The 7,736-nt window shown below is 70.1% G+C and carries 8 protein-coding genes and 1 tRNA gene; 4 read left to right on the top strand and 5 right to left on the bottom strand.

Annotated elements, in window-relative coordinates; translation table 11 throughout:
- Positions 1-295: 295 nt before the first annotated feature.
- A complete protein-coding gene (locus AB0D27_RS37580; protein ID WP_362517850.1) occupies positions 296-2,146 on the top strand; it encodes a sel1 repeat family protein in 1,851 nt (616 codons plus the stop codon).
- A 178-nt stretch (positions 2,147-2,324) separates the two neighbouring features.
- Positions 2,325-2,398 (top strand) — tRNA-Met (locus tag AB0D27_RS37575).
- Positions 2,399-2,556: 158 nt separating this feature from the next.
- Here AB0D27_RS37575 and AB0D27_RS37570 read toward each other — a convergent pair.
- A complete protein-coding gene (locus tag AB0D27_RS37570; protein ID WP_362517847.1) occupies positions 2,557-2,970 on the bottom strand; it encodes a Fur family transcriptional regulator in 414 nt (137 codons plus the stop codon).
- A gap of 125 nt (positions 2,971-3,095) precedes the next feature.
- On the opposite strand from AB0D27_RS37570, the gene AB0D27_RS37565 reads away from it, so the two are divergent.
- Positions 3,096-4,565: a catalase gene (locus AB0D27_RS37565; RefSeq protein WP_362517844.1), complete on the top strand. Its 1,470-nt coding sequence runs from the start codon at positions 3,096-3,098 to the stop codon at positions 4,563-4,565.
- A 119-nt stretch (positions 4,566-4,684) separates the two neighbouring features.
- Here the strand turns inward: AB0D27_RS37565 and AB0D27_RS37560 are convergent, their stop codons facing one another.
- Positions 4,685-5,077, bottom strand: a complete 393-nt coding sequence (locus tag AB0D27_RS37560) for a CBS domain-containing protein (protein ID WP_362517841.1) — start codon at positions 5,075-5,077, stop codon at positions 4,685-4,687.
- Positions 5,078-5,253: 176 nt separating this feature from the next.
- Positions 5,254-6,054 (bottom strand): histidinol-phosphatase, encoded by an 801-nt coding sequence (hisN, locus tag AB0D27_RS37555; protein WP_362517838.1) that lies wholly within the window; start codon positions 6,052-6,054, stop codon positions 5,254-5,256.
- Between the two features lie 273 nt (positions 6,055-6,327).
- Between hisN and AB0D27_RS37550 the strand changes: the two genes are divergently transcribed.
- Complete coding sequence (locus AB0D27_RS37550; protein ID WP_362517853.1) at positions 6,328-6,942, top strand: TetR/AcrR family transcriptional regulator; 615 nt, start codon at positions 6,328-6,330, stop codon at positions 6,940-6,942.
- On the opposite strand, the gene AB0D27_RS37545 is transcribed toward AB0D27_RS37550, so the two are convergent.
- Positions 6,932-7,306, bottom strand: coding sequence for a hypothetical protein (locus AB0D27_RS37545; protein WP_362517835.1), 375 nt, complete (start codon positions 7,304-7,306; stop codon positions 6,932-6,934). The genes AB0D27_RS37550 and AB0D27_RS37545 overlap by 11 nt on opposite strands.
- 69 nt (positions 7,307-7,375) lie before the next feature.
- Positions 7,376-7,699: a multidrug efflux SMR transporter gene (locus AB0D27_RS37540; RefSeq protein WP_362517833.1), complete on the bottom strand. Its 324-nt coding sequence runs from the start codon at positions 7,697-7,699 to the stop codon at positions 7,376-7,378.
- Positions 7,700-7,736: the final 37 nt, after the last annotated feature.

Raw genomic sequence — 7,736 nt, 5'->3', positions numbered from 1 at the left:
GGAGCAGCTCGGTAGCTCGCTGGGCTCATAACCCAGAGGTCGCAGGTTCAAATCCTGTCCCCGCTACTGAAAGTCGAAGGCCCGGATCCTGATCATGGATCCGGGCCTTCGACGTGTGTCACGCCACGCCGGGCCCCCGTGATGACCTGGTGACTCGTGCGAAGTGCTGCCGCATGAGGGGGGAGTTGGGGGATCTGTGTTTCACTTGTCTCTCTGTGGGCATGTCGACAAAACGCTGAAGTGACCTCACTGGCTGCGGTATACCAGGTGTACCCAGGTTGCAGGTGGTGCGACGATGGACGTTATGGGGGACAAGGCAACTCTGTTGGATACAGGGCGGTTTGCGCAGCCTGCCGATTTTGTGCAGCCTGCGGACCTTGCGCAGCCTTCCGGCCGGGACGAAGCCGGCGAGGCTGCCGAAGAGGCACGTCAGCGGCTCGCCGCCGAAGCCGGCGACGTCGAGGCGATGAGCGTCCTCGGGGCCATGCTGCTGCGCCGCGGTGACCTCGACGGAGCCGAGCCCCAGCTGCGCGCCGCCACCGCCGCCGGTGACCGCGCCGCCGCCAACAACCTGGGTGTCCTCCTGCACCAGCGCGGGTACGCCGACGAGGCCGCCGGGTGGTGGCGAATCGCCGCCGTCGCCGGTTCCGCCGCCGCCGCGCACGCGCTCGGACGGCACCACCGCGAGCGCGGCGACGAGCCCGCCGCCGAGTACTGGCTGCGCCAGTCCGCCGAGCAGGGGCACGCCCTCGGTGCGTACGCGCTCGCCGATCTGCTGGAGCACCGCGGTGACGTCGGCGCCGAGCAGTGGATGCGCGCCGCTGCCGAGCGCGGGCACCGCGAGGCCGCCTACCGACTGGCCCGCACGCTTGATCGCAAGGCCCTGGATTCGGGCGAGGCCGGTGCTGACAACGGTGTCATCGGTGCGGCGGGCGAGGAGGCAGAGCAGTGGTACCGGCAGGCCGCCGCACGCGGGCACCGGCGGGCCGCGCTGCACCTCGGGGCCATCCTGGAGAAGCGCGGCGACCTCAGAGAGGCCGGGCGTTGGTATCTGACGTCCGCCAAGGACGGCGAGGCGCGAGCCGCCTGCGCGCTCGGGTTCCTGCTGCGCGACGCGGGGGACACCGAGAGCGCCGCCGTGTGGTGGCTGCGGGCCGCGCAGGACGGTGACGGCAATGCCGCCAACGCGCTCGGCGCGCTGCACGCCGAGCGTGGCGAGACGCAGACCGCCGAGCGGTGGTACCGGGCCGCGATGGACGCGGGCGATGTGAACGGCGCGTACAACCTCGGGCTGCTCTGCGCCGAACAGGGGCGGACCGCGCAGGCCGAGCAGTGGTATCGGCGGGCCGCGTACGCCGGTCATCGCGAGGCCGCCAACGCCCTGGCGATCCTGCTGCTCCAGGTCGGCGACGCGGCCGGGGCCGAGCCCTGGTTCTCCAAGGCCGCGGAGGTCGGAAGCGTGGACGCCGCGTTCAATCTCGGGATCCTGCATGCCGGGCGTCGAACCGAGGCGGACGACGCGGCAGCGCTGCGCTGGTACGAGCGTGCCGCCGCGGCCGGGCACACCGAGGCGGCGCTCCAGGTCGCCATCGCGCGGCTTCGCGACGGGGACGAGCGGGCGGCCGAGCGGCATCTGCGGTGCGCAGCGGGGGGCGGCAGCGCGGAGGCCGCTTATCGGCTTGCCGCCGTGCTCGACGCGCGGCGGCCACCGGCGCCCGCGCATGAGCTGGGCGAGCCCGCGCAGGAGAAGAGCGAGTGCGAGGAGTGGTACGAGCGGGCGGCGTCCCAGGGGCACCGGCGGGCGCAGGTGCGGGTCGGGATGCTGGCCGCCGCGCGGGGCGATGTGGTGGAGGCGGCTCGGTGGTATCGCGCGGCTGCCGAGGCCGGCTCGCGGAACGGGGCGTTCAATCTTGGGCTGCTGCTTGCCCGGGAGGGGAGTGAGCCCGAGGCCGCGCTGTGGTGGACTCGGGCGGCTGACGCGGGGCATGGGCGGGCGGCGCTTCGGCTGGCGCTCGTCTATGCGCGCGGGGGGCAGCTTGCCGAAGGGCAGCAGTGGGCCGACCGTGCTGTCTCTCTTGGGCCGGCGGAGGTGTCGGAGCGGGCGGCTCGGTTGCGGGATGCGTTGCGGGAGGAGCTGTCCGCTTGACGGAGCTGGGCCGGCGTGGGCGCCTTGAGGGTTCTCGCCCCCGCCGCCCTACCCGTCCCGTGTCTGGGGCTCCGCTCCCGGCCCCCGTATCGCGCTGACGTGCTCGTCCTCAAACGCCGGACGGGCTGATATCGATTTGCGCTGGTCCGATCGGTTGACGTACTGTTCAGTTCACCGACGCGGGGTGGAGCAGCTCGGTAGCTCGCTGGGCTCATAACCCAGAGGTCGCAGGTTCAAATCCTGTCCCCGCTACTCAGGCCAAAGGCCCGGAACCGATCAATGGTTCCGGGCCTTCGGTGTATATACAGAGTGCGGCGGTCGGCGCGAGGACGACGATGTCGCCGACATCTGCGCGCAGGTGCACGAAGGCCCCGGCACCTTCTGGTGTCGGGGCCTTCGTGTCAGACTCTTTACGCCGCGCAGTTCGGGCAGACGCCCCGGTAGGTCACCTCGACGTCCGAGACTGAGAAGCCGAAGCGCTCCGAGGCCGGGAGGTCGGCGAGCGGGTTGCCGCTGGGGTGGACGTCGCGGATCGCGCCGCAGCGGGCGCAGACCAGGTGGTGGTGCGGACGGTGCGCGTTCGGGTCGTAGCGCTTGGCGCGCTTGTCCGTGGCGACTTCCAGCACCTCGCCGAGTGAGACCAGCTCACCCAACGTGTTGTAGACGGTCGCCCGGGAGATCTCGGGCAGCTTGGCCACGGCCCGCGCATGCACCTCGTCGGCCGTCAGATGAACGTGATCGCCGTCGAGGACCTCGGCCACGACACGCCGCTGCGCGGTCATCCGCCATCCGCGTCCGCGCAGCCGTTCCAACAGGTCACTCATACAGGTCAGCGTAACAGCACGTGGACCAGATCCCGAATAGGTGTGACTTTGGAGCTCTGCTTGACTTAGACTTTGTCCAATGTAGGATCGAGTACGGCATTGGCCAAGGGACAGGACTTGCAGGAATGACGCAGGAGGCGCACGTGACGCAGGGACCGCTTACGACGGAGGCCGGCGCGCCGGTGGCCGACAATCAGAACAGCGAGACCGCGGGCGTCGGCGGGCCCGTCCTCGTTCAGGACCAGTTGCTGCTCGAGAAGCTCGCGCACTTCAACCGTGAGCGCATCCCGGAGCGTGTCGTGCATGCGCGCGGCGCCGGGGCGTACGGCACGTTCACGCTGACCCGCGATGTCTCGCAGTGGACCCGTGCAAAGTTCCTCTCCGAGGTCGGCAAGCAGACCGAGACCTTCCTGCGGTTCTCGACCGTCGCCGGCAACCTCGGCTCCGCCGACGCCGTTCGCGACCCCCGCGGCTGGGCGCTGAAGTTCTACACCGAAGAGGGCAACTACGACCTCGTCGGCAACAACACCCCGGTGTTCTTCATCAAGGACGCCATCAAGTTCCCCGACTTCATTCACACGCAGAAGCGGGACCCGTACACCGGGTCGCAGGAAGCCGACAACGTATGGGATTTCTGGGGGCTCAGCCCGGAGAGCACCCACCAGGTGACCTGGCTCTTCGGAGATCGGGGCATCCCCGCGTCGTACCGGCATCTCAACGGGTACGGCTCGCACACGTACCAGTGGAACAACGAGGTCGGCGAGGTCTTCTGGGTCAAGTACCACTTCAAGACCGACCAGGGCATCAAGAACCTGACCTCGCAAGAGGCCGCGAAGCTCGCCGGTGAGGATCCCGACTCCCATCAGCGTGACCTGCGCGAGGCCATCGAGCGTGGGGACTTCCCCTCCTGGACCGTGCAGGTGCAGATCATGCCGGCGGCCGAGGCGGCCACGTACCGCTTCAATCCGTTCGACCTCACCAAGGTGTGGCCGCACGAGGACTACCCGCCGATCGAGATCGGCAAGCTGGAGCTCAACCGCAACCCGGAGAATGTCTTCGCCGAGGTCGAGCAGTCCATCTTCTCGCCCGCTCACTTCGTGCCGGGCATTGGGCCGTCGCCCGACAAGATGCTTCAGGGGCGGCTCTTCGCGTACGGCGACGCCCACCGCTACCGCGTGGGAATCAACGCCGACCACCTGCCGGTGAACCGCCCGCACGCCACCGAGGCGCGTACGAACTCCCGTGACGGGTTCCTCTACGACGGCCGCCACAAGGGCGCGAAGAACTACGAGCCGAACAGCTTCGGCGGTCCTTTCCAGACGGACAGGCCGCTGTGGCAGCCGGTCGCGGTGAGCGGCCACACCGGTGACACCGCGGCCCCGGTCCACTCCGAGGACAACGACTTCGTGCAGGCGGGCAGCCTCTACCGGCTGATGTCCGAGGACGAGAAGGGCCGTCTGATCGACAACCTGGCGGGCTTCATCGCCAAGGTCTCCCGTGACGACATCGCCGAGCGCGCGGTCAACAACTTCCGCCGGGCGGACGGCGACTTCGGCAAGCGGCTGGAAGCCGCGGTCCAGGCGCTGCGCGGCTGATTGCCGGCACTGGAACGCTTGTCGTAGGCGGCGGGCCGGATCTTCTGTCGATTCTCGACGAGGGGTCCGGCCCGTCGGCATGTCCGGGTGCGGGCGGGCGGCTTTCGGGTGCGGAGGGTTTACGCCGGTACGTGCTGTCGCGTCGGCGCCCAGCAGCGGATGATGTCGCGGACCGAGACGATGCCGACGGGGCCCGTCGCGTCGAGCACGATCAGGTGGCGGAAGCCGCCGTGCGACATCGCCGTCGCGGCCTCCTCCAGGGTCCAGGCGGGGGCGGCGAAGACGACGTCGGTGGTGGTGTGGGTGCCGGCCGTCTCCGTGTCAGGGTTCTGGCCGAGGGCGAGAGAGTTGAGGATGTCGCGCTCGGTGAGGATCCCGAGGCCGCAGGAGTCCTCGTCGAGGACCACGGCCGCGCCGACGCGGCGCGCGGACATCAGGCGGGCCGCCTGACGGAGGGTGTGTGCCGGGCCGATGGTGAGGACCACCGTGCTCATGGCGTCGCGGACGAGCATGGGCTGGAGCCACCTCCTTGGTGAAGCGCAGAATCCGGCGGAAGCGCCAAGAGAAGCGATTCACAAGTTCACAAGTGGGGGGACTCTCAGGGTCGCAGTTAAAGGGAGAGTCAACAAGGGGGCGCGTGCAGTGAGTTCAGGGGCGCCCATGAATCACACAAGCGCCGTCCGGCTCGTCAGTACCGCTGGTTCAGGTATCCCAGCAGCTCGTCGTGGAGGATGCCGTTCGACGCCGCCGCGTTGCCGCTGTGCGGGCCCGGGCGGCCGTCCAGGCCGGTGAAGGAGCCGCCCGCCTCGGTCACCACGATCGCGTTCGCCGCCATGTCCCACAGCGACAGCTCGGGCTCCGCGCAGATGTCCACCGAGCCCTCGGCGACCATCATGTACGGCCAGAAGTCGCCGTATCCGCGGGTGCGCCAGACGGCCTTCGTGAGGTCGAGGAAGCCGTCCAGGCGGCCCTGGTCCTCCCAGCCGCTCAGCGACGAGTACGCGAACGAGGCGTCGGCCATGCGCGAGACCCGGGAGACCTGGAGGCGGGTCGCGGAGGAGAGGCTGCGGCCGGAGAAGGCGCCGTGGCCCTTCGCAGCCCACCAGCGGCGGCCCAGGGCGGGGGCGGAGACCACGCCGACGACCGGCTGGTAGCCGCCCTCGCCCGCCTCCATCAGGGAGATCAGGGTGGCCCAGACGGGGACGCCGCGTACGTAGTTCTTGGTGCCGTCGATCGGGTCGATGACCCAGCGGCGTGGGCCGGTGCCCTCGATGCCGTACTCCTCGCCGAGGATCGCGTCGCGTGGCCTCGCCCGCTGGAGCTGGCCGCGGATGAGTTCCTCGGCGGCCTTGTCCGCCTCGCTCACCGGGGTCATGTCCGGCTTGGTCTCGACCTTCAGGTCGAGGGCCTTGAACCGGCCCATCGTCGCGGCGTCGGCGGCGTCGGCGAGGACGTGGCCGAGACGCAGGTCATCGAGATAGTCGGGCATGAACGAACCGTATCTGCCCTTGTCGGGGCGGGGCTACACGGGATGGGGATCCGTCCTGGCCCGGCGGGGGGCCGTTCCGCGTGCGCCTGCCGCCTGGCAGTGGGGCGTGGTTCGGCGGGTGGCGGTCGCTGGGGGCGGGCGTTCCGGCGCCTGGGCGCGGGGGCTCGCGTGCGGTGCGGGATGTACGCCCCCTGGGGCCGCCGCGAACCCTTGACAGTGGCTCTGTGCGCGTCAAATCTGAGCTGGACAGTCGCTCGCCCCAGGGAGGCGATGATGCCTGCAGCGCGGGAATCCCTCTTGGACGCCGCCTATACGGCGCTCGCGCGTCGTGCGTGGTCTGCGGTGCGGATGGTCGATGTGGCCGCCGTGGCCGGAGTGTCACGTCAGACGCTCTACAACGAGTTCGGGAGTAAAGAGGGGCTCGCGCGTGCCCTGGTGCGGCGGGAGGCCGATGCCTATCTCGCGGGGGTCGAGCGGGCGCTGGCCGCTCACACGGACGCGCGGGAGCGGCTGGTCGCCGCCGCCGAGTGGACCGCCTCGGCCGCGCGGAGCAATGCGCTCGTCCGGGCGATGCTCACGGGATGCTGGAGCGAGCGGCTGCCCTCGCCGACCCTGTCGGCGGTGCCCTCGTCGTCCGCGGTGCCCGCGCAGCGGCGGGCCGACGGGCCGTTGCCCTCGCCCGGCGACTTCGTGGGGCTGGTGCGGGACCGGGCTGTTGCCACCTTGTCGACGTCCAAGGCGGACACGTCCGAACTGGCCCGCTCCTGTGAGCTCGTTGTCCGGCTGGCGCTGTCCTGTGTGGCGGCGCCGCCCGGTGAGGGTGGGGTCACGGACCTGGTGAAGGCCGCGCTGGCCCCGTCCCACCAGGCGCTGAGGATCACTTCTTGAGCCGGCCGACCTTCGTGAGGTCGTCGTCCGCGAGGCCGCTCGCGCCGTAGTCGGCGAGGTTCGAGCGGACGGCGAGCACCTGGGGGCGCTGGGAGAGCGGGATGGAGTCGCCGAGGGCCCAGATCTTGGTGTCGGCCTCGTTGCACACCTTGTCCCGCTCCGTGGTGTCGGTGGTCCCGCTCGCCCTCGGGCCTTCCGCACGACTTCTCAATAGTGGTCGAGTCGGGGACGGCACCGAGGTCTTCGGGCGCCCGCGGGAGCCGTACACGCGCAGGCTGCTCGGGGCCGTGCCCCGGCTGGACGACGCCCGGCCCCGCGCCGAAGTTCCGGCCGGTGAGCCGGTGTTGAAGGTGCGCGGTCGCACCAAGACGCTCGAACAGGACGGCGCCGCCTGTCACTTCCCGCAGGTGCGGGGAGGTGATCTGAGGCCGCGTCAGTGGGCGGAGCCGGACAGCTGGAGACCGATGACCCCGACGATGACGAAGCTGATCGAGACGATCTTCAGGACCGACACCAGGTCGTCGAGGAAGATCATGCCGTAGATCGCCGTGCCCGCCGCGCCGATGCCGGTCCACACCGCGTACGCCGGGCCGACGTCGAGCTTCTTCAGGGAGAGGGTCAGCAGGCCGAAGCTGCCGAGCGCGAAGACGCAGAAGGCGACCGTCGGCCAGAACCGGGTGAAGCCGTGTGAGAGCTTCAGGCAGACGGCGAAGCCGGTCTCGAGCAGTCCCGCCACAACGACCAGCAGCCACGCCATGTCTTGTCCTCCCGCGTCCGCACGTCGACTGCTTTGT

Origin of the sequence: Streptomyces sp. NPDC048415, assembly GCF_040651675.1 — a bacterium.
In the GTDB taxonomy this organism is placed as follows: Bacteria; Actinomycetota; Actinomycetes; order Streptomycetales; family Streptomycetaceae; genus Streptomyces.
This window is presented reverse-complemented; position numbering and strand designations above follow the sequence as displayed.

Coding starts and splice junctions, on each gene's coding strand:
- AB0D27_RS37580 (WP_362517850.1), top strand. CDS start 296: ATGGACGTTATGGGGGACAAGGCAACTCTGTTGGATACAGGGCGGTTT.
- AB0D27_RS37570 (WP_362517847.1), bottom strand. CDS start 2,970: ATGAGTGACCTGTTGGAACGGCTGCGCGGACGCGGATGGCGGATGACC.
- AB0D27_RS37565 (WP_362517844.1), top strand. CDS start 3,096: ATGACGCAGGAGGCGCACGTGACGCAGGGACCGCTTACGACGGAGGCC.
- AB0D27_RS37560 (WP_362517841.1), bottom strand. CDS start 5,077: ATGCTCGTCCGCGACGCCATGAGCACGGTGGTCCTCACCATCGGCCCG.
- hisN (WP_362517838.1), bottom strand. CDS start 6,054: ATGCCCGACTATCTCGATGACCTGCGTCTCGGCCACGTCCTCGCCGAC.
- AB0D27_RS37550 (WP_362517853.1), top strand. CDS start 6,328: ATGCCTGCAGCGCGGGAATCCCTCTTGGACGCCGCCTATACGGCGCTC.
- AB0D27_RS37540 (WP_362517833.1), bottom strand. CDS start 7,699: ATGGCGTGGCTGCTGGTCGTTGTGGCGGGACTGCTCGAGACCGGCTTC.